Raw genomic sequence first — 19,020 nt, forward strand, 5'->3', positions numbered from 1 at the left:
CTTTTTTTACCAAAGCTAAAACAACTTTTATTTGCTCCATGGCGTCGGTTGAGCCAGTATTATTGCATCACAACACGTGCATTGAGTGGCTGAATTGGGCGATTGTTCGGCTCATGCAATGTACTTTGAAATGATGAAATTTGCGCCTTTGAAGCGGTCAATGGTTGTTTCATCACTAACCAGCGCACACCTTCTGAGCAAGGAGGGGTGGTCAACGAACCATTGAATCGATAGTAGTCCTGGCTTTTTGGCAACAAATCAAACGCAGACACTGGTGTGCTCAATGAATGTTTGTCACCTGCGTGTTTGGGAAGCGATGCCCATGCCTTAGCCAAACCTTCATTTTCAGCGCCTTCATCAAACATCACTGCTACAACGGCTAAGGCGCCGTCAGCATCGGCATGTACCATGTGTACTTCTAATGGATATGATTTGCCGTTGATGTGGTTTTCACTTGGGGAGTGGAAATGATATTGAACGAGGTTAAATTGATGTTGGTCGAGCTTTATTTGGCTGCCGGTCTCAAAATTAACTTGAACCGTATGCCCGTTGTTGATGATTTCGTGGCCTTGAGCCTGGTAACTAAAGTCAATTGCAGAAAGGGTCGATTCAACGAAGCCAGAAAGGTCGATGGGGGATTGATTTTGTCCCTCGCATGAGGCATTCGCTTCGCTTAAATTATACCAATTTTGTGGACCGGTTTTGCCAGAGTAGCCCCAGTGTGGATCTGATCCTGCGGTAACATTAAAAGCGAACATCGCGACTGCTAAAGTGATGAGGTTCCGTTTCATAGTGTGATGAATCCTGTTCTCTCGGTATTCTAAAAATGCCACACAATGTGGGGCAAAATGTAAAGTGAACAAAGGATAGTTCAAGACCGCGAAGTCGAGACTCTATTGACGTCATTTCTAAAGCCATTCCGACAAGCAGTCACAAAAAAACCGCAACAAGTGCGGCTTTCAAACTCATGCAAATGGATGACTGCTTACGCGGTTTGCCAACTCTCGATGGCTTGCTCGGCTGTAAATTTGCCTTCAAGTAATGCGCGTCCAACAATCACGCCAGAAACACCGGTGGGGCGTAGATCTGCAATATCAGCTAATCCCCCAATTCCGCCTGAGCTTTGCCAAGCGATATTCGGGTATTTGCTCGCCATCTCAGTGTAGAGCTCTACATTGGAGCCTTGGAGTGTGCCGTCACGACTAATATCTGTGCACAATACGTGTTTTAAACCGGCGGCTTGATAGTGCTCAATGAGTTGCTCAAGCGTCATGGATGAGCTTTCTTGCCAACCCGAGATAGCAACATGCTTATTTCCGTTTTCGTCGATATTAATATCGAGCGCAAGCACAATGTGCTCTGGCCCGTATTTACGCATCCATTCCGCAACAAGCTCTGGCTGCTTAACTGCTAGGGAACCTATGACCACGCGTTGCGCGCCAATATCCAGCAATTGCTTCACGTCTTCTTCAGAGCGGATGCCGCCACCCACTTGGATTTTTGCATCGGTCTTATCAATCAATTCTGCAATTGTTGTCAGCTGGCGAGCGCTGGTGTCTTTAGCACCATCTAAATCCACTAAATGCAGCCATTCTGCTCCGGCTGCACGGTACAGCTGAAATTGCTCAACGGGGTTGAAGCTGTAAGTGGTTTGTTGGGCGTAATCGCCTTGGTATAGGCGAACAACTTCACCACCAATGAGATCAAGAGCAGGAATGATCATTCAGTTAACTCCAAGAAGTTCTTTAACAACAATGCGCCAGCACTTGCTGAGCGCTCAGGGTGAAATTGCACCCCATAAAAATTTTCTTTGCATACGGCAGCACTAAAAATATCGCCATATTCGCAACTCGCAGCGGTGACATTATCAGTAACAGGCAAACAAAAGCTGTGCACAAAATAGAAATAGGTACCGGTCGGAATGCCTTTGAAAAGTGGGTTGATTCCCACTGGAGTAATGCTATTCCAGCCCATGTGAGGCAAGCGTAAGCCGTCTTCGCCATGCATGGCTTTAACGGTGCCAGGAATCACTTGCAACATATCAACGTGGCTTTCATCAGACCATTCCGCCAACAGTTGCATGCCTAAACAAATACCTAGAACGGGCTGAGTTAGTGTAGGGATGAACGAAATTAAATCGCGCTCAGCCAAGTTCTTCATGGCTTCGCCAGCACTGCCTACACCGGGCAATAGCACTTTGTCTGCAGCTCGAATTACGTCATGCTCAGCACTGACCGTGGGCTCGTATCCCAAGCGTTGAATGGCGTACTTAACCGATGCGACATTGGCGCAGCCGGTATCTACAATCACCACGTTCATTACAAAACTCCTTTACTGCTCGGTAGAGCGTCACCTTTTATTTCAATGGCTTGGCGTAAAGTTCGACCAAACACTTTGAATAGACCTTCAACCTGGTGATGTGCGTTGCCCGGACCTGCATTGAGGTGCAGTGTTGCGCCTAATGTGTCGGCCATACTGCGGAAGAAGTGAGGCACCATCTCAGTAGCCAGTTCACCTACATTATCGCGACTGAAGTCGGCATTGAACACTAGGTATGGGCGGCCCGACAAATCCAATGAACAGCTGGCTTCGAGTTCATCCATTGGTAAGGTGAAGCCAAAACGGCCAATACCACGTTTGTTTCCGAGCGCTTTTTTCAATGCTGCGCCAATAGCGAGCGCACAATCTTCTACACTGTGGTGATCGTCGATGTGCAGATCACCATCGCAGGTAAGTTGCAACTGAAAGCCTCCGTGAGTACAGATTTGCTCCAGCATATGATCAAAGAAACCGATACCCGTGGCAAGAACGTTACCGCCTTGTTTGTCGAGGTTTACTTTGACTTTAATGTTGGTTTCACGAGTCGTACGAACCACCTCAGCAGTGCGTTCTTGATGCAGCAATCCGTCGACAATGTGATCCCAATTTTTGTTGTCACGATCGTACTGAAGGCCAACAATGCCCATGCTTTGTGCAAGTTGCATGTCCGTGGCGCGATCGCCAATTACATACGAGTTTTCAAAGTCCACTTTGCCTTCGCTCAAGTAAGTTTGTACCAACCCAAGCTTAGGCTTCCGGCAGGAGCAATTGTCTTCGTCAAAGTGTGGGCAAATCAGTACGTCATCCCAAACCACGCCTTGCGATTCGAACAATTGCATCATTTTATCGTGAGGTGCATCAAAGTCGGCTTGCGGAAAACTGTCGGTACCAAGGCCGTCTTGATTAGACACCATGACTAAGCGGAATCCGGCTTTTTGCAGTTGCAACAATGCAGGGATGACCAAGGGCTCAAAAACAAGCTTTTCGAGGCTATCGAGTTGGTAATCTACTGGCGGCTCTTCGACAAGAGTGCCGTCCCGGTCGATAAATAATATCGCTTGCTTGCTCATGAAGACTCCTTCAAATACTGGCTTAACGCTGCGATTGTGCGCGTCATTTCTTGCTCTGTGCCGATGGTGACACGAATGCAATTTTGTAAGGTGATTTGTTTGCTTTGATTACGCAAAATAATGCCGGCATGGGCCATGGCTGTCATACACTTAAGTGCATCTGGAACACGGCACAATACATAGTTGCCACTGCTCGGGTAAACCTGAGTCAGAGGGGTGAATACATCGGCAAACTTGGCGCGTAATGTATTGAGGGTTGCAACTTCTTGTTGAACCTTGCTGATGTTGTCTTTTGACAGTGCTTCGGTGGCTACCTGCGCAACAGGTTCCGGCACGGGATACGGAGCAATGACTTTTGCAAGCTGTTGAATTACAGGAGCATTGGCGAGCGTAAACCCGCAGCGAATACCGGCTAATGCAAATGCTTTAGAAAGTGTCCGTAACACCACTAAATTAGGGTATTGCGACAGTAAATTCAGTACCGATGCTTGCGCTGAAAATTCGATGTAAGCTTCATCAACCACAACCAGCGCTTCGTCACGTAACGCGTCTAACAATGCAGTGATTCGCTCTGGCTGCATATCGTGACCTGTTGGATTGTTTGGCGAACAAACAAACACCAACTTAACGGGCGACTTAGATGTTTCAACAGCCTTCAAAATGCCATCCACATCTACTTGATAGTCGTCACCTAAAGGTACTTTAGTGACACCAACAATGTTAGTTTTGGCACTGATTTCATACATGCCGTATGTCGGTGGGCACAGAATAATCTGGTCTTGGTTTGGGGCACAAAACGTGCGTATTAATAGTTCAATACCTTCATCTGCACCGCGCGTGGCCAATAATTGTTCCGCTGTAACGCCAGCATATTCGGCATAACGCGTGATGAGTTCAGGGGGTTGGAATTCGGGGTATCGATTAAACCGCGAGCAGTCGAGCTGATACTCATGCGTGTAAGGGTTCTCGTTGGCATTGAGCCAAATCTCTCCATCGCCCCCGAGTCGGCGAGCCGACTCGTAAGGAACTAAGTCGGCCAACTCGGGGCGGATCAAACGGGTTGCTAAGTCGCTCATTTAGAGCCCTCTAAAGCTTGAGTCCGAACGTGTACTGCATTGGCGTGGGCATCAAGGCCTTCGGCATCTGCAATAGCGGTGACAACCGGAGCTAAGCCGCTTAAGCCATCGGCCGACAACTCTTGCACTGTAAAACGCTTACAGAAGTCCATTAAGCTCAAGCTTGAATACGTGCGTACGTAACCGTATGTCGGCAATACGTGATTGGTGCCACTGGCATAGTCGCCCACAGACTCTGGTGTCCAATCACCTAAGAATACTGAACCGGCGTGTTGAATGTCGTTTAAATACTGACGCGGGTTTTTGGTTTGAACAATGAGATGCTCAGGGCCATAAATGTTAGAAATAACGACAGCTTCCGCCATGTCCTGACACACAATGGCAATGCTATTTTCGAGCGCTTTTTCGGCAATGTCTGCGCGGCTCAATTTTGCAACTTGGCGAGTCAGAGCTTGGTTTACTTCATCAGCCAACTTATCAGACGGCGTCACAACGACAACTTGAGAGTCTGGGCCGTGCTCCGCTTGAGACAGTAAATCAGCGGCAATAAAGTCTGCGTTGGCTCGGGCGTCGGCAATAACCATAACTTCAGAAGGGCCGGCAGGCATATCAATGGATGCACCGCCTATGGCTTGCGAAACTTGACGCTTAGCTTCGGTCACAAAGCTATTGCCGGGGCCAAATATTTTGTCGACTTTAGGTACGCTTTCTGTACCAAAAGCAAGCGCGGCAACGGCTTGAGCGCCACCCACTTGGTATATCTCGTCAATACCGCACAACGATGCTGCGAACACGATTTCTGGTGCAATTGGGGGCGGAGAAACGAGCACTCTGCGTTTGCACCCGGCAATCTCAGACGGCACACCTAGCATAAGTACAGTACTTGGTAGTGGAGCAGAACCACCCGGAATATAGAGTCCAACCGCTTCAATCGCTCGGCTATGCATTTCACACACAACACCGGGTTGAGTCTCCACTGAAAGTGGGCGGCTCACCTGAGCGGCATGAAAACTACGAATGTTTCGAAATGCCTCGCGAAGCGCTGTTTTCAAAGGCGCAGGAATACTGTCGCATGCCTCTTTCATTGCTTGCGAAGATAAACGAATGTCGTTGAGCTCTACCTTGTCGAACTGCGCACTGAGTTTTTTGAGGGCAGCGTCGCCCTCAGTGGTCACTTGCTCAATAATGTGAGCGACAGTGTCTGTAATGCTTTCCGATGCAGCCATTGCCGGACGTAACAATACGGCTTGTTGTTCGGCGGCAGATAGAGCAGACCAGATGACCTTTTTCATAGTTTTTTACCGATTGTATTAACCTAACATTTTCTCAATGGGCAACACTAAAATAGAGCTGGCACCCAATTCTTTGAGTTCTTCCATCGTTTCCCAGAATAAATTCTCAGAACTTACGACATGAACAGCAACGGCCTCATCGGTGTGAGCCAATGGCAAGACCGTTGGGTTTTCAGCTCCTGGAAGTAAATTGATCACCGCTTCAAGTTTGTCTTTTGGTGAATGCAGCATAATGTACTTGCTTTCTTTAGCCTGCATCACACCATTAATACGGGTTAAGATCTTATCGATAAGTTGCTGTTTTTCTGGTTCTATTGAACCGGCACGTTGAATTAACCGCGCTTGTGAACGGAAGATGACGTCAGTTTCACGCAAGCCGTTGGCTTCGAGAGTGGCACCGGTTGACACCAAATCACAAATGGCATCGGCAAGGCCTGCTCGTGGAGCAACTTCAACTGAACCAGATAAGAAACATGATTGGAACTGAACACCTTGTTCATTCAAATAGCGGCGCAACAATTCAGGATAAGATGTTGCAATGCGCATGTTCTTGAGGCTTTGCGGGCCCTCGTATTCCATCTCGTTTGGTACAGCCAATGACAAGCGGCATCCGCCGTAACCGAGCTGTTTTAAAGAAACAAACTCAGAAGGCTCACCTGCGCGTTCACGCATCATAGTTTCTTCTTCGAGTACGTTCTCACCAATTACACCCAGATCACACACGCCATCCATGATTAAACCTGGGATGTCGTCATCGCGCACACGAAGCACATCAATCGGTTGATTGGTGGAGTGGGCGATCAAGCGTTGATCGTGAACGTTAAATTTAACACCACAGCTGGCCAGTAGTGCATATGTTTTTTCGCTTAAGCGGCCAGATTTCTGAATCGCAATACGCAGTCTTGAGTTATCCAACATGATTGTTGTCCTGTTAAGCAAAGCTAAAAATAAAAAACCCTCGGGGGCCAAGCCTTCCGAGGGTTATTGCACTATGGCTGACACCGGTGGAAGGCTTTGTTACCTTCCACGCATCTCGCTCCTGAAAGGTTAGCTTTCTGGATGATGATGGTGATGTAAAGTGTCGTTTAAACGCATGTCAGCCACGTGATAACTAGTCGTGTTTTATATAAGGAGGTCGAAATTAACTAAGGATGAATAAAAATGCAAGAAGTTTTGTGACGCTATGCACAACCACAAGACTGGTTGGAGTTGTGTCAAAATTTTGGCATGGGCCTCTAAAGCTTTATTTATAAAGGCCGATAATAGGGAGTGACAGTTGATTGACATGTAAAAGGACCCCTCATGGCTAGTCAGGATCTGATTTATTCAGTTTTACCGCGTCCGTTACCTAAAGTGGAACAGGACAAGAGTAAAGTGCGCCAAGTTTCTAAGCGCCCAGTGATTAATAATTCGGATGAAGAACGTCAAGACTCCACCGAAGAGGAGCTTGATCGTGTCGCTAAAGCCATGGAACAGCGCGATCGTCAGCGCAAGCGTCACCCGCAGGCTGAGAATAAAAAACTTAAAAAGCTGCACCAAATGCAACAAAAGATTGTAGATTCGGATGACGACACTCCTCATTTTGACATTATTGCGTAGCGCTATATTTTTCTTCAGAACTATCGAATTTGTTTCGAGCATGTTAAAACGCCTCTTGGATGGTCGTTGGTGACCGGTATTCAATAGTGAGTTTCATGCGTAGCTTTCTCAAAATTTTTTCAAGTCTAACAACACTCATTGTGATTGTTGTTGTGATGATGTTGTTTTTTATTTTCTCCTTGTCGCCTAATGTGCGACAGCAAAGCCCACTGACACCCGAACAAACTCGATTGGCGCATGACAAGTTACGCGAGATAAAAGACAACATTCATCAGAGTAACGTGCCATTCCATGTGTATTTATCCAACCATGATTTAAATGCTTTTGCGGCACTGGCGTCACATAGTTTGGGCGGACTAACACTGCGCAGCGAATATGTTCCCGGTATTGTGCAAGTCAAAGCTGCAATCGATGTGCCTGTGGTGCCTGTGTACCTGAATATATCCTGTCACCTTATGAAGCAAGAGAAGGGTAATGACTTTTCAGAGTGTCGATTGGGACAATTGATTCTGCCGCGCGCATTCATATGGTGGTTATTGGACTCCACCGTCAGCTATTTGTTTGATGAATCTGCTGCTGAGCGCGTTCAGCGCTTGTTGACTCAGGCTGAAATGACAGAAAGCCGCGTGATATTACCTGTAGAGAATCACCAGAACTTGATTGCAAACGTGAAGGCTTCTGCAAAGAATGTAGTGAAGGTCATTAAACAATCCAATGGTAAAACCCAAGTAGATGCAGAAAAAGTGCAAGTCTATTTGCGACACTTAGAACGGCTCAAACATCATTCATCGCTCGCTTATTATGTGGGGGAGACCATGGGGCTCGCGTTGAGTCGGTCGGCCACCGAAGGAGCCCAAGAGGAAAATACCGCTGCCATTTGGGCGTTAGCGATTAAGTTTGGCCATTGGCGATTTGCGCAGTTGGCCGGAGTTCAACCTCCAGCGAATACTCACCCTGTAACGCTTCGAGATCGACACGATTTAGCGTTGCACTTTCTTTACTCGATTGTTTTAGAGCAGATTGGCGAAGCCGCATTTGGCTTGAAAATAGGTGAAGCGAAAGAGATTATGGATTCTGCAAATGGAGGCTCTGGTTTTAGTTTTGCAGATTTGGCGGCTGATAAAGCAGGGCTTAGGTTTTCTAATTATCTAACCGCGCAATTGGAACATGCGGAAAGTGCTCAAGCACTGTTGGCATTTCGACATGATGAAAATTTATTTTTCCCGTCACTAGAAGGTTTGCCTGAGGGGCTTTCTGAAGATCAGTTTGTGGCCGAATTTCATTCTACAGAGTCAGATACTTATCGCTCTATTGTCGCCGATATACAAAACAGAATTAGTCAACTTGAGGTCTACACGATTTCTTTATGATTAGGAAGTGACGATAACGTTGCCCATATGAAAAAATTTTCATATAAACAATCGTTTGCATAAAATTTACAGCTCAAAAAAAGTGTTTTTTTGGTGGTCAGGCGCTTGAATCTGAGTATTATTTGCGTAGACTTTGGCATGTCTTTGTTGGTTGATAGAGTCCTATGTGCTGAACTCTTTTTTGAAGTCTTGGATTAGCAAACACCTTCTCTTAAGTGATGTAAAGAAGGTGCATTCAACCGTTGATAACTGGCGTGTCAGTGCGTTGCGGATAATACTGGTATCAGGCTTGATCTTGTGTAGCTTGATCTTTATCGATAGCAGTATTGATGCCTACCAGTTGAACCTCACTCATATCATTCTCATTGTGAGCAGCTTTTACGCTGCCATGATTGTGCTGCTGCGATGCAGCCGCCGATATTTCTATGCGAGCTCGTACGGCTTACTCACGCTGATTTTGGCCGCCTGCATTTGTATCAACTTGTTTGTTCGCGATCATACCTTGGTGTATTTGGGCGATATCTTTTTGTATTCCCTGCCGGTGGTCGGCCTTTTGCTGTTGGGCGTTCGAGTTGCAATGGGACTGATGATTGTAAACTTTATTCCGTTCTATTTAGTCATTTCAGAAACAGTCTATTTCGAGTTAATTGAGCTCGATATAATGCTCGAACGCACTCCCATATACTTGCATGGTTTAGTCTTCTTATTTTTCAATTTTTGTATTCCCTTGTCGGCGGCTCGCGCTATTTCAGCGGCTAATAATTTGAGTAAGCAACAAAAGAAAACCAATCAAGCGTTAAGGCTTCACCACGACATGTACCGCTCATTATTTGTAGACTCAGCGGTGTCTCACCTGATCATTAACCAATCTCAATTAGTCATTGATGCTAATGCCTCGGCGCGACAACTACTGCAAATTCCTGCCTATAAATGTGATGGAAAATTACGACTGAGTGAATTGCTGCCTGCGCTGAAAATAGAACAAGCTTGTGGTGTGTTTCATGTTGACAGTAATGGCCAAAATCGAATCGTACGGTTTAGTCAGAAAGCCATGGTTAGTAAGGGCTACAAAGTTTTTACTTTTGTTGATGTGTCGGCTGAGGTTGGGCTGCGCAAAGAATTACAAGTCAGTCAACGTAACTCTGAAAAAATAAAACGACTGGATGCTGCAACGGGGCTATTAAACCGTGCTAGTTTTGAGCGCAAACTTGAGCAACTCATTGCAGCCCACCGCTATGGACTTTCGGTTGCTGTGATAGAAGTGTGCAATGCGCAATATTTAAAGCAAAAATATGGGGCTGATGTACTGGCGATAGCGATCAAAAAGGCGGTGGGTGATATTGCTATCACACCTCTAAAACCTTTGACCTGCGCCACGATTGATGAGCGACAAATTGCCATTGTGTATGCCGAGCCGCTTGCCGATCGAGCTCTGAGAATGCTTGAGGCGGTCATGACCATCAATAAGACTCAATTCCAAATAGACGGGAAGTGGGTCAATGTAGAGTTAAAAAGTGGCTTGGCAATGACATCCGCGCATGGCCAAAACGCTGCCGAAACTCTCAATAATGCAGTGTATGCGACAGGGCTAGCGAGCGCGCGGCATGCGACGTTATTCGACCCGTCACACATGCAGCGTTTTATTGAACGACAAGAGATCGCCGAGTTGCTCATTGAAGCCATCCGTAACGACGAATTACATGTGATGTATCAAGCGAAAGTTGACTCAGATTCAAAATTAATTGGCTTTGAAGCGCTTTCTCGCTGGGACTCTCCTGTGCTCGGTTCGGTACCTCCAAGCGAGTTTGTCTCGGTTGCAGAGAGCCGCAATATTATTAATGAGTTAACGCGAGAATTGGTGCGTTCTGTGTGTGCTCAAATTCGAACATGGTTAGATGCAGATCTACATGTGGTGCCGATTGCAGTGAATTTATCGGCTATCGACTTAGAAAAATCAGATTTTGTTGTTTTTATACTCGAAACCTTATCTGCCTACAAAGTGAAGCCCAAGTACATTGAACTTGAGTTAACTGAGTCGGCATTAGGGCGCAGCTCTTCTCAAATGAAAGAAACCATTACTACACTTTCGGATTGGGGGTTTATGATCACCATTGACGATTTTGGAAGTGGCTATTCAAACCTCTCGAGGTTGCTGGAGTTCCCGGTTGATCGTCTTAAGATTGATCGCCAATTTGTGACGCGAATTCATGAAGACCCCAAACAGTCGCAAATTGTAGAAATGATTTTAGCCATGTGTAAAACCACGGGCATTGAATCCTTGGCCGAAGGCACTGAAATTCAAGCTCAGGTGGATGAATTGAAGCGGTTGGGGTGCTATCAATATCAAGGTTTTGGCTTTGCCAAGCCTGAGCGTCCAGAGTTCGTCGTGCAATGGTTACGCAAACCTTCAGCTTTGTTGCCAATGAATGCTGTGCGTCCGATACGTCAATCACCCTTGGTGCCTTCCTGAAACTGAATGTTTCTTGAGCAAATGAATCCGTGTCTAACCATTGGGCTGACACTGACTCTAATCCCCCGTATAGTAGCGTCATCGCGTTACTGACACTTGATGGACTCCCACATTGAAAGCTGCAAAGTGCTTCTCTAAAGATGGATCTCTGGCCAAAAATATTGACCAGTTTCGGCCCAGAGATTCTCAAATCCAAATGGCTGAGGCAGTAGAAACTGCAATCAATCAAAAAGGGAAGTTAGTGGTTGAAGCAGGTACAGGAACCGGCAAAACATTCGCATATTTGGTGCCGGCTTTACTGAGCAAAGGTAAAACGGTGATTAGTACCGGAACCAAGGCGTTGCAAGAGCAATTGTTTCATCGTGATTTACCCACAATGATCAAAGCCTTGGAGCTTGGACGGCCCATCGCCTTATTGAAGGGGCGCTCCAATTATTTGTGTCGCTACCGAATGGACTTGCACTTAAAGCAAGCTGATACAGTGCTTGAGAAAGACTTGCAGGCAGATATCGTTACCGTAAAGCGTTGGGCTAACACTACAGAGTCCGGTGATATCGGCGAGTTAAATACGTTGCCTGAAGAGAGTCGTGTATATCCGTTTGTGACCTCGACTCAGGACAACTGCTTGGGCCGAGAGTGCCAAGATTATGAAGACTGTTATTTAGTCAAAGCCCGTAAAAAAGCGCAAGAAGCAGATGTGGTAGTGATTAATCACCATTTGTTTTTCGCTGATATGGCAATCAAAGACACCGGTTTTGGTGAGTTGTTGCCTGATGTAGATACGCTGATCTTTGATGAAGCACACCAACTTCCCGACATTGCCACTTTGTACTTTGGAACGTCTTTGTCCACTCGGCAATTAACTGAATTAAGTAAAGATGTGGAAGTGGCGTATCGCTCAGAAGCGTCCGACCAAGCGCAGTTGGCTAAAGCTGGCGCGAGATTAGGGCAAGCGGCACAAGATCTCCGGCTTTGTTTTCCTCGTGATCCCTCAAAGGGGAACTGGCGAGAGCAGATGAAAGTGTCGGATATTCAACGCGCGGTGAAGCGTTTGTCAGATGATTTAAGTTTTCTATTCGACGTGCTTAAACTTGCACTTGGTCGTGGCAAGTTAATCGATCAGTGCTGGGACCGATGCAGCCAGTACACCAACCAACTCAAAGCCATTTGTGCAACCGAAGAACTTGGCAATAGTTATTGGTTTGAAACAACCCCGCGACATCTGTCGATGAACTTGACGCCGCTTGATATCGCCTCTCGCTTTGCTGATTTTATGGCGCAAAAACACTCGAGTTGGGTGTTTACCTCGGCCACACTTAAAGTAGGCGATGGCTTTGGTCACTTCTCAGAGCAAATGGGATTATCTCAAACCAAAGAACTAAGCTTGCCCAGCCCATTCGATTACCCGACACAAAGCTTACTTTATGTACCGTCTCATTTACCCGAGCCCGTAGGGGGGCAACCTACTCCCAAGAACTTTGTGGAGGCCATTATGCCGCTAATTGATGCCAGTCCGGGGGGCGTCTTTGTGTTGTTCACCAGTCACCGAATGATGCATCAAGTTTCGGCTGAAATTACTGAAAAGTTAGTGCGTCCGGTATTGGTTCAAGGTAAGGGGAGCAAGCAAGTGTTGCTCGACGAATTTGTAAACGCAGGGAACGCGGTATTGCTGGCAACCGGTAGTTTTTGGGAGGGCGTCGATGTCCGTGGTGAAGCTCTGAGTTGTGTTATTATCGACAAATTGCCCTTTGGCGCGCCCGACGACCCATTGTTAAGTGCCCGTATTGAAGATTGCCGGCGCTCCGGTGGAGATGCGTTTGGGCGGATTCAGATACCGCAAGCAGTAATTACGCTCAAGCAAGGCGCAGGACGCTTAATTCGTGACGTTAGTGATCGGGGTTTGTTGGCGATTTGCGATTCTAGACTTGCATCGCGTGGTTACGGCAAAACATTTTTAAGCAGTTTGCCAAATATGCCGAGGACTCGGCAATTGCAAACAGCGGTTAACTTTTTAAAACAACAGAAAGATTCATGACAGTTCGAATTTTAGCTTTAGATACCTGTACTGAAACATGCTCTGCCGCCATACTCGTTGGCGACGAGATCATCGAACAACATCAGTTTGCCCCGCGCGAACATGCTAAGTTGTTGTTGCCTATGGCCCAGCAACTACTAGCCCAGGCAGCGTTGTCGTTATCGCAACTCGACGCAATTGCGTTTGGCCGTGGGCCCGGAAGCTTCACTGGCGTCCGTATTTGTACTTCAACAGCACAGGGATTGGCATTTGGTGCAGACTTACCATTGCTACCGATGTCGACACTGCAAGCGTTGGCGCAACAGGGCTATCGTTTGTCTCAGGTGCCACATCAAATTGCAGCAATTGATGCGCGCATGAACGAAGTGTACTGTGGTGCTTTCGAGCTCAGTTCGAAAGGGATGGTGAAATCCTGTGATGAGCGGATTGTTGCCCCTGAAAAGTGGATTGAACTGCTCGGCTCGAACAATGATGCATATTATGGCGTTGGGTCCGGATGGGCTGCTTATCCGACTATGCAGCCACTGTCTGAACGCATCCAATGCCACGTAGAAGCTCTCTTTCCGCTGGCACAAGATATGGCTTATTTAGCCCAATTCGCATGGCAAAATGGTGAGGCGGTAGACGCAGCGAAAGCGCAACCCGTGTACCTCCGCGATACCGTCACGTGGAAAAAACTACCCGGCCGTGAGTAAAGCGCTAGCAAGTGAGTGCGGCAATACGGTTCACTTGCTGAAAATCGAATACAAGTGCTAAAGTTACAAAGAGTTCTAAATTCAAAGGCAAAGGCTGACGGGCATGCAAATTGGTTCGATTGGTGGAATTCAACCCACACCAACACCACCAGAACAACGTCCTACAGAACAATCGCAACAGTCGATTGAGCGCGTAGAGCAGGAGCGCGTGCGCGGTCAAGAATCTCAACAGCGTATCGAACAAGCGGCTCAAGCGTCTTTGGAGCGTGAGAATCTTCAATACGATCAACCCACCCCTTCTACAAGTTCACCTGTTTCTGCTTACCAGAGCGTTGCAAACTTTGAACAACGTCAATCTGTCGAGCAACTGGTGGGTTTCGATATTTACGTCTAACCCAATGACGACTTTCAAACATCGATCTAAATTGCAACGCGCTGTGATAACCATGGCTGCGATGTTGTTGTGTGCGTGTGCGTCAATGCAAGACGATTTGAAGGTACCGGAAGGAACCGCGTTGGCGAGCTACCAACGAGTCATTCAATCGCCCAAAGAATACGTGGGCGAAGTGGTGCGTTGGGGCGGAGTCATTGCGTCAGTCATCAATAAATCTGACTATTCGATGATCGAAGTGACCTATTACCCCATATCAACAACGGGTCGCCCAAATGTTGATGAACGCTATTCCAGTGGTCGCTTTCGAGCGAAGCTCAATGGCTTTGCTGATCCTATTGTTTATGCCAAAGGAAAAGCATTGACCGTGGTTGGCCAGCTTGAGCAACCACAGCAAGATACCATCGGGGAGTTCAACTATATTTTTCCCATTGTAAACATAGAGAAATACTATTTGTGGCAAGATTTACCCGACTATGATCCTAGGTACTATGATCCTTGGTATGGTCGAGGTTATGGCTATTATGGCCCATATTACCGTCACCCTTATCGATATTATCGTCATTAACAAGGAACGAGCATGAAACTGAATATGATGACTGTAGCAGCCCTAGTTTTGGGAACTATTACATTCAATGCCACTGCGAACAAGCAACTCGACGACATCATTGCGGATCAGCGCAGAGAAGCTCAATCAGTGCGCGATGAATATCGCCATCCAGTACAGACCCTAGATTTTTTTGGTGTGAAGCAAACCGACACAGTGATTGAGTTGTGGCCGGGCGGTGGTTGGTATACCAGCATCCTAGCCCCTTATTTAAAAGACAACGGTCAGCTCGTTGCTGCTAATTTTAAAGTGAATGGCGCTGACTTAGGCAATAAACGCGAGGCTTATTTCGCGAAAGCAGGTCAGCGATTTATAGATAAAGTTGAACAACATAAGGACTGGTGGGGACCACTGAAAATTATTGAATTTGCTCCGCCTGAAATGTCGAAGCTTGGCGCTGATAACTCAGCCGATGTGGTGCTTACATTCAGAAACCTACATAACTGGCATGGCAATGGCGGCACCGATGAAGTGTTTGCTGCAGCCTACGCAGTGTTGAAGCCGGGTGGGGTTTTCGGTGTGGTTGAGCATCGCGGCAAAGTCGGTATTACCAGCGATGAAATTGCTAAATCTGGTTATATGAATGAGGACGAAACCATTGCCATGGCTAAAGCTGCTGGCTTTCAATTAACAGCCAGCTCTGAAATTAATGCCAATGCAAAGGACACCAAAGATCATCCTAAGGGCGTGTGGACGTTACCCCCGTCATTGCGTTTGAAAGACCAAGACAAAGACAAGTATCTCGAAATTGGGGAAAGTGACCGAATGACCCTGAAATTTGTGAAACCTGCACTCTAATGAGAAAAGATTGGAGTCTCGATATTTCCCAATTGGTCATTCGAGGATGGCAGTCGGGGCCAGAGCATGGCCCCATTATTTTGGCCAGTCACGGCTGGCTCGATAGTGCTGACTCGTTTGTTCCCATTGCAGAAGCGGCTCCAGATCTTAGAATTATTGCGTTTGATTGGCCGGGGCACGGCTTGTCAGATCATTTGTCGTCAGACGCTAATTATCATTTTGTTGATTGGGTTGACGTTCTCTATCAAATTGTCCTTTCGCTAAACTCACCGGTTATTTTGTTAGGTCATTCATTGGGCGCTCTGGCCAGTAGCGTCTATGCTGGGTGCTTTCCAGAGCATGTGAGAGGGTTGGTGATGATCGAAGGGTTTGGCCCAATTTCAGCCGATCCTGAAGAAAGTATCGGCTTAATGCGGAAGTCGTTGCGAAGTCGCGCGAAACTCAGAAATAAAAACAACACATCATATGTGAATGTTGAAGACGCGATAAAAGCTCGAATGACGGCATCGCCCGACTTAACAATAGAGTCGGCACGATTAATCAGCGAGCGCAGTCTGGTGAGTTGTGAACATGGCGTGCAGTGGCGCTATGATCCACGCGTTAAATCATTTTCGCCGCTAAGAATGAGTGAGGCACAGGCTCGAACCTATTTAAAAGCCATTGAATGCCCAACTTTGGTGGTGATCGGCTCGTCTGGATACCCAGAACTTGAAACGATTTTAAAAATGAGAGCAGGTCTCATTCATAAGCTTAAGTTGAAGGAGCTCTCAGGTGGGCATCATGTGCATATGGATGATGCAAAAAATTTGGTGGAATGGATGAAATTAGAGCTATTCTAAATTTCAAACGCTTGATTGAAAATTTGCGCCAGCTCTCAAGCTGACGATCTTAATTACTGTTTTTGAGTGCTTTGTGTCAGGATTAAATTGTATAGAGTATTAACTCTAGTTTGAATCATGCAAAGTTGCCGTGTTGGGTAATACTATGACCACAAATTACGATAGTAAATTAATATAAAAATAGAGTGACAGGAGAGTGCGTGTGGAAAAAATTTGGTTGGAGCGCTATCCAAAGGGTGTTCCTGAAAATATTGACCCGAACCACTACAGCTCATTGGTAGAAATCTTCGAACGATCGGTTGGAAAATATTCTGATCAACCCGCTTTTATCAATATGGGAGCAACGCTCACCTATCGTGGTTTAGAAGAAAAAAGCCGAGCATTTGCTGCTTACTTACAGCAAGAATTAAAACTTAAAAAAGGAGATCGGGTGGCCATTATGATGCCCAATCTTCTGCAATACCCTATCGCGCTGTTTGGAATCTTACGCGCGGGTTTAGTGGTTGTGAATGTCAATCCACTGTATACCCCACGGGAGCTGCAACATCAGCTCACCGATTCAGGCGCCAAAGCGATTATCATCGTTTCTAACTTTGCCCACACCTTAGAGAAAGTGGTAAAAGATACGCCAGTTCAGCACGTTATCTTAACCAAGCTAGGTGACCAACTTGCTCCAGCAAAACGGACTCTGGTTAATTTTGTTGTGCAATACGTGAAAAAAATGGTTCCGAAGTACGATTTGCCGGATGCCATTTCGATGCGTCGAGCTTTGTCAAAAGGTCGCCACCAAACCTATGTGAAGCCAGAGCTCAATCATGATGATTTGGCGTTCTTGCAATACACGGGAGGCACTACAGGCGTCGCCAAAGGAGCGATGCTGAGTCACGGCAATATGGTCGGCAACTTAGAACAAGTCGCTGCCATGGTAGGCCCTGTGATTGATCGCGGCAAAGAGTTAATTGTTACAGCTTTGCCGCTTTATCACATCTTTGCACTAACGGCCAACTGTCTGACTTTCTTGAAGTACGGATGTGCGAACTTACTCATCACCAACCCGCGTGACATTCCGGCTTTTGCAAAAGAATTGAGTAAATATCCTTTTACCGCCTTAACTGGGGTGAATACCTTATTTAATGCTCTTTTGAACAACGAAGACTTCCAAAAGCTCGATTTCTCCAACTTAAAATTGTCGCTCGGTGGCGGTGCCGCTGTTCAACGTTCGGTTGCCGAGCGCTGGTATGAACAAACCGGTGTTGTATTGCTTGAAGGTTATGGCCTCACAGAGTGTTGCCCGCTGGTGACTGTGGCTCCAATGAACCTCGAAGCTTACAATGGCAGTATTGGTCTTCCTGCACCATCAACACAAATGAAGCTGGTTGATGATGATGGCAATGAAGTTGGCATGGGCGAAGCCGGTGAGCTCTTGGTCAAGGGCCCGCAAGTGATGGTGGGATACTGGGGGCGCGAAGAGGCGACAGCGGAAATTCTAACGGATGGCTGGCTAAAAACCGGTGATGTAGCCAAAGTAGACGAGCAAGGCTTCTTTTATATTGTCGATCGAAAGAAAGATATGATTTTGGTCAGCGGCTTTAATGTATTTCCAAATGAAATTGAGGATGTCATTGCGCTTCATCCGAGTGTTGTCGAAAGTGCGGCCATCGGTGTCCCTTCCGAAGTGAGTGGTGAAGCGGTGAAGGTTTTCGTTGTTCGCCAAAATGATTCATTGAGCGAAGCTGAGCTTATTCAACATTGCCGCAAGCAACTGACAGCTTACAAAGTGCCACGGATTATTGAGTTTCGAGAGGAATTGCCGAAATCAAATGTGGGCAAAATCTTACGCCGAGAGTTGCGCGAAGAAGAGCTTAAAAACAGCTAGTATCTTAAAAGGCGCGCACAGCGCCTTTTTTATTTACGCTTCGATTTTGAGCAGAGCGATCAGAGGTGCAGGATTTTTAATGACGTCACTGAGCAAGTATGCATCGAGTTCAGCTAAAAATGCTGTTTGAGCTTTGGCAAGAATTTGCTGAAGTGTGCAACGGTGGACGATCGGGCATTCGCCGCCTTCACAATCAATAGGCGTGAGACGCTTTTCAAAGTCGCGGATGACCTGCCCAATATTGATTGTATCAACGGAGCGAGATAATCGAATACCACCTTGTCGGCCTCTTGCAGAAGCGATGTATTCTTTTTGCGACAGTTGCTGAGTGACTTTAATGACATGATTGCGAGACATGTTGAAATGCTCACAAATTTCATTCACTGACACTAAGCGGTCGTTGGGCTGAAGCCCCAAGTAAATAAGAGTGCGTAAGGCGTAATCAGTAAAGCTGGTTAGCTGCATAATAAAACCAGTTCAGCATGTGTGATCGAATGGTTATTTTACCTATCTCATGCACCTAAAGCTAAAAAATGTGTCAATAATAAAAAGCGTTTCACAATAATTGCTTCAATAGTCGTAA

18 protein-coding genes and 1 other annotated feature are annotated in these 19,020 nt (G+C 46.5%); of the genes, 10 read left to right on the forward strand and 8 right to left on the reverse strand.

Annotation, left to right across the window (positions count from 1 at the left end; translation table 11 throughout):
* Positions 1-59 precede the first annotated feature (59 nt).
* The 7 genes from NAF29_RS07000 to hisG form a co-directional block, all read right to left on the reverse strand.
* Positions 60-791, reverse strand: a complete 732-nt coding sequence (locus tag NAF29_RS07000; RefSeq protein WP_251260772.1) for a carbonic anhydrase — start codon at positions 789-791, stop codon at positions 60-62.
* Between the two features lie 194 nt (positions 792-985).
* Positions 986-1,723 carry a 1-(5-phosphoribosyl)-5-[(5-phosphoribosylamino)methylideneamino]imidazole-4-carboxamide isomerase gene (hisA, locus tag NAF29_RS07005; RefSeq protein ID WP_251260774.1) on the reverse strand — a complete coding sequence of 246 codons (738 nt, stop codon included), beginning with the start codon at positions 1,721-1,723 and terminating at the stop codon, positions 986-988.
* Positions 1,720-2,319: an imidazole glycerol phosphate synthase subunit HisH gene (gene hisH, locus NAF29_RS07010; RefSeq protein ID WP_251260775.1), complete on the reverse strand. Its 600-nt coding sequence runs from the start codon at positions 2,317-2,319 to the stop codon at positions 1,720-1,722. The genes hisA and hisH overlap by 4 nt, the downstream gene beginning before the upstream one ends.
* Complete coding sequence (gene hisB / locus NAF29_RS07015; RefSeq protein WP_251260776.1) at positions 2,319-3,389, reverse strand: bifunctional histidinol-phosphatase/imidazoleglycerol-phosphate dehydratase HisB; 1,071 nt, start codon at positions 3,387-3,389, stop codon at positions 2,319-2,321. Before hisB ends, hisH begins: the two co-directional genes overlap by 1 nt.
* Positions 3,386-4,465 (reverse strand): histidinol-phosphate transaminase, encoded by a 1,080-nt coding sequence (gene hisC, locus NAF29_RS07020; protein ID WP_251260777.1) that lies wholly within the window; start codon positions 4,463-4,465, stop codon positions 3,386-3,388. Before hisC ends, hisB begins: the two co-directional genes overlap by 4 nt.
* Complete coding sequence (hisD, locus tag NAF29_RS07025; protein WP_251260779.1) at positions 4,462-5,757, reverse strand: histidinol dehydrogenase; 1,296 nt, start codon at positions 5,755-5,757, stop codon at positions 4,462-4,464. Before hisD ends, hisC begins: the two co-directional genes overlap by 4 nt.
* Positions 5,758-5,775: 18 nt before the next feature.
* Positions 5,776-6,675, reverse strand: a complete 900-nt coding sequence (hisG, locus tag NAF29_RS07030; RefSeq protein ID WP_285817620.1) for an ATP phosphoribosyltransferase — start codon at positions 6,673-6,675, stop codon at positions 5,776-5,778.
* 28 nt (positions 6,676-6,703) lie between these two features.
* Positions 6,704-6,832 (reverse strand) — a sequence feature (His leader region).
* Between the two features lie 227 nt (positions 6,833-7,059).
* Between hisG and NAF29_RS07035 the strand changes: the two genes are divergently transcribed.
* From NAF29_RS07035 to fadD, 10 genes are all read left to right on the forward strand, one after another.
* Positions 7,060-7,356, forward strand: coding sequence for a hypothetical protein (locus NAF29_RS07035; RefSeq protein ID WP_251260780.1), 297 nt, complete (start codon positions 7,060-7,062; stop codon positions 7,354-7,356).
* A 95-nt stretch (positions 7,357-7,451) separates the two neighbouring features.
* Complete coding sequence (locus NAF29_RS07040) at positions 7,452-8,726, forward strand: YfiM family lipoprotein (protein WP_251260781.1); 1,275 nt, start codon at positions 7,452-7,454, stop codon at positions 8,724-8,726.
* 166 nt (positions 8,727-8,892) lie between these two features.
* Complete coding sequence (locus NAF29_RS07045) at positions 8,893-11,196, forward strand: putative bifunctional diguanylate cyclase/phosphodiesterase (protein ID WP_251260783.1); 2,304 nt, start codon at positions 8,893-8,895, stop codon at positions 11,194-11,196.
* Positions 11,197-11,308: 112 nt separating this feature from the next.
* Complete coding sequence (gene yoaA / locus NAF29_RS07050) at positions 11,309-13,231, forward strand: DNA repair helicase YoaA (RefSeq protein ID WP_251260784.1); 1,923 nt, start codon at positions 11,309-11,311, stop codon at positions 13,229-13,231.
* A complete protein-coding gene (tsaB, locus tag NAF29_RS07055) occupies positions 13,228-13,926 on the forward strand; it encodes a tRNA (adenosine(37)-N6)-threonylcarbamoyltransferase complex dimerization subunit type 1 TsaB (RefSeq protein ID WP_251260786.1) in 699 nt (232 codons plus the stop codon). Before yoaA ends, tsaB begins: the two co-directional genes overlap by 4 nt.
* 103 nt (positions 13,927-14,029) lie before the next feature.
* Positions 14,030-14,320, forward strand: a complete 291-nt coding sequence (locus NAF29_RS07060) for a hypothetical protein (RefSeq protein ID WP_251260787.1) — start codon at positions 14,030-14,032, stop codon at positions 14,318-14,320.
* Positions 14,321-14,324: 4 nt separating this feature from the next.
* Positions 14,325-14,885: a Slp family lipoprotein gene (locus NAF29_RS07065; protein ID WP_251260789.1), complete on the forward strand. Its 561-nt coding sequence runs from the start codon at positions 14,325-14,327 to the stop codon at positions 14,883-14,885.
* A gap of 12 nt (positions 14,886-14,897) precedes the next feature.
* Positions 14,898-15,722: a class I SAM-dependent methyltransferase gene (locus tag NAF29_RS07070; protein WP_251260790.1), complete on the forward strand. Its 825-nt coding sequence runs from the start codon at positions 14,898-14,900 to the stop codon at positions 15,720-15,722.
* Positions 15,722-16,561, forward strand: a complete 840-nt coding sequence (locus NAF29_RS07075; RefSeq protein WP_251260792.1) for an alpha/beta fold hydrolase — start codon at positions 15,722-15,724, stop codon at positions 16,559-16,561. Before NAF29_RS07070 ends, NAF29_RS07075 begins: the two co-directional genes overlap by 1 nt.
* A gap of 202 nt (positions 16,562-16,763) precedes the next feature.
* Positions 16,764-18,437: a long-chain-fatty-acid--CoA ligase FadD gene (gene fadD / locus NAF29_RS07080; protein WP_251260794.1), complete on the forward strand. Its 1,674-nt coding sequence runs from the start codon at positions 16,764-16,766 to the stop codon at positions 18,435-18,437.
* 33 nt (positions 18,438-18,470) lie between these two features.
* Here fadD and NAF29_RS07085 read toward each other — a convergent pair whose 3' ends face one another.
* Positions 18,471-18,902, reverse strand: a complete 432-nt coding sequence (locus NAF29_RS07085; protein ID WP_251260796.1) for an Rrf2 family transcriptional regulator — start codon at positions 18,900-18,902, stop codon at positions 18,471-18,473.
* Positions 18,903-19,020: the final 118 nt, after the last annotated feature.

It is taken from the genome of Echinimonas agarilytica (assembly GCF_023703465.1).
Classification (GTDB): domain Bacteria; phylum Pseudomonadota; class Gammaproteobacteria; order Enterobacterales; family Neiellaceae; genus Echinimonas; species Echinimonas agarilytica.

Coding starts and splice junctions, on each gene's coding strand:
- NAF29_RS07085 (WP_251260796.1), bottom strand. CDS start 18,902: ATGCAGCTAACCAGCTTTACTGATTACGCCTTACGCACTCTTATTTAC.
- NAF29_RS07070 (WP_251260790.1), top strand. CDS start 14,898: ATGAAACTGAATATGATGACTGTAGCAGCCCTAGTTTTGGGAACTATT.
- tsaB (WP_251260786.1), top strand. CDS start 13,228: ATGACAGTTCGAATTTTAGCTTTAGATACCTGTACTGAAACATGCTCT.
- hisH (WP_251260775.1), bottom strand. CDS start 2,319: ATGAACGTGGTGATTGTAGATACCGGCTGCGCCAATGTCGCATCGGTT.
- NAF29_RS07000 (WP_251260772.1), bottom strand. CDS start 791: ATGAAACGGAACCTCATCACTTTAGCAGTCGCGATGTTCGCTTTTAAT.
- hisG (WP_285817620.1), bottom strand. CDS start 6,675: ATGTTGGATAACTCAAGACTGCGTATTGCGATTCAGAAATCTGGCCGC.
- NAF29_RS07065 (WP_251260789.1), top strand. CDS start 14,325: ATGACGACTTTCAAACATCGATCTAAATTGCAACGCGCTGTGATAACC.
- hisB (WP_251260776.1), bottom strand. CDS start 3,389: ATGAGCAAGCAAGCGATATTATTTATCGACCGGGACGGCACTCTTGTC.
- hisD (WP_251260779.1), bottom strand. CDS start 5,757: ATGAAAAAGGTCATCTGGTCTGCTCTATCTGCCGCCGAACAACAAGCC.
- NAF29_RS07040 (WP_251260781.1), top strand. CDS start 7,452: ATGCGTAGCTTTCTCAAAATTTTTTCAAGTCTAACAACACTCATTGTG.
- NAF29_RS07075 (WP_251260792.1), top strand. CDS start 15,722: ATGAGAAAAGATTGGAGTCTCGATATTTCCCAATTGGTCATTCGAGGA.
- hisA (WP_251260774.1), bottom strand. CDS start 1,723: ATGATCATTCCTGCTCTTGATCTCATTGGTGGTGAAGTTGTTCGCCTA.
- NAF29_RS07060 (WP_251260787.1), top strand. CDS start 14,030: ATGCAAATTGGTTCGATTGGTGGAATTCAACCCACACCAACACCACCA.
- hisC (WP_251260777.1), bottom strand. CDS start 4,465: ATGAGCGACTTAGCAACCCGTTTGATCCGCCCCGAGTTGGCCGACTTA.
- NAF29_RS07035 (WP_251260780.1), top strand. CDS start 7,060: ATGGCTAGTCAGGATCTGATTTATTCAGTTTTACCGCGTCCGTTACCT.